Below are 1,188 nucleotides of genomic sequence, written 5' to 3'. Positions count from 1 at the left end.
TGCTCGCGCTCGCCGCGCTCACCCTCGCGCTGAACGGCTGCGGCGGAGGTGGTGGCGCCACGGCCCAGGGAGGAAGTCCGGTCCTCCCCTCGGCGCCAGCGCCCTCGCGCTATGCGGGCAAGGTCGACCACATCGTGGTCATCTACATGGAGAACCGCAGCTTCGACAGCCTGTACGGGTCGTTTCCGGGCGCCAACGGCCTGGCGAACGCCACGACATTCAAGCAGGTCGACCTCGCGGGGGTGCCCTACGCAACCCTGCCCTCGGGCAACTCCGGCATCCCCGCCGGAATGCCCGTCGCGCCCTTCGATCTGAGCATCGTCGCACCCGTCGACAGCGAATCCGACCTCGATGTCACGCACCAGTTCTACCAGGAGCAAGCCGAGATCAACGGGGGCAAGATGGACCGCTTCGTCACGTACGGGTCGGTGACGACAAGCGTCCCGAGAAAACCGCTGGCCGATGGCGTCGTGTTCGGAACCTACGACGGCCGCACGCTGCCGCTGGGACGACTGGCCGCTAGATACACCTTGTGCGACGCCTTCTTCCACTCGGCGTTCGGCGGCTCGTTTCTCAACCATCAATGGCTCATCGCGGCGCGCACGCCGGTGTTTCAACCGCTTTCCACCGACCCGCCCACCGATGCGGCGAACGTGGCCGTTCTCGATGGCAACGGGCTGCTGATCGACAACTTCGGCGCCTCGGTGACCCCCGATGGCTACGTGGTGAACACCAGTGCGTCGGTGCAGCTTCCGCAGCGGGGCGTGCGGCAGAGCCGTCTCGTGACGCCGCAGCTGTACGACACCATCGGCACCCGGCTCGACGACGCCGGGATCAGCTGGGCCTGGTACTCCGAAGACTGGGACGCCCAGCTGGCCGGCCAGAACCCGACAGGCTTTCAGGTTCACCACCAGCCGTTCGCCTTCTTCAAGCGCTATGATCCGAAGTCGGCGCCAGGCCAGCAGCACCTGCGCGACCTGAATCGACTGACCGAAGACCTCGACGCGGGACGACCGCTGCGCTCGGTGAGCTTCGTCAAGTTCGACGAGCCGCACAACGAGCACCCGGGCGGCTCGATCCCGGCCGAATCCGAGCAGCGGGCCGTCGACCTCGTGAACCGCATCCAGCAGAGTGCCGATGGGCCGAGCACCCTCATCGTCATCACCTACGACGAGAACGGCGGCTTCT

1 protein-coding gene is annotated in these 1,188 nt (G+C 66.7%); it reads left to right on the top strand.

Going from position 1 to position 1,188, the window contains the following annotated elements:
* Positions 1-1,188 (top strand): acid phosphatase (locus tag EB084_26080; GenBank protein ID NDD31734.1); only part of this gene is annotated, 1,188 nt, incomplete at both ends.

This window comes from Pseudomonadota bacterium (genome assembly GCA_010028905.1).
Classification (GTDB): Bacteria; Vulcanimicrobiota; Xenobia; order RGZZ01; family RGZZ01; genus RGZZ01.
This window is presented reverse-complemented; position numbering and strand designations above follow the sequence as displayed.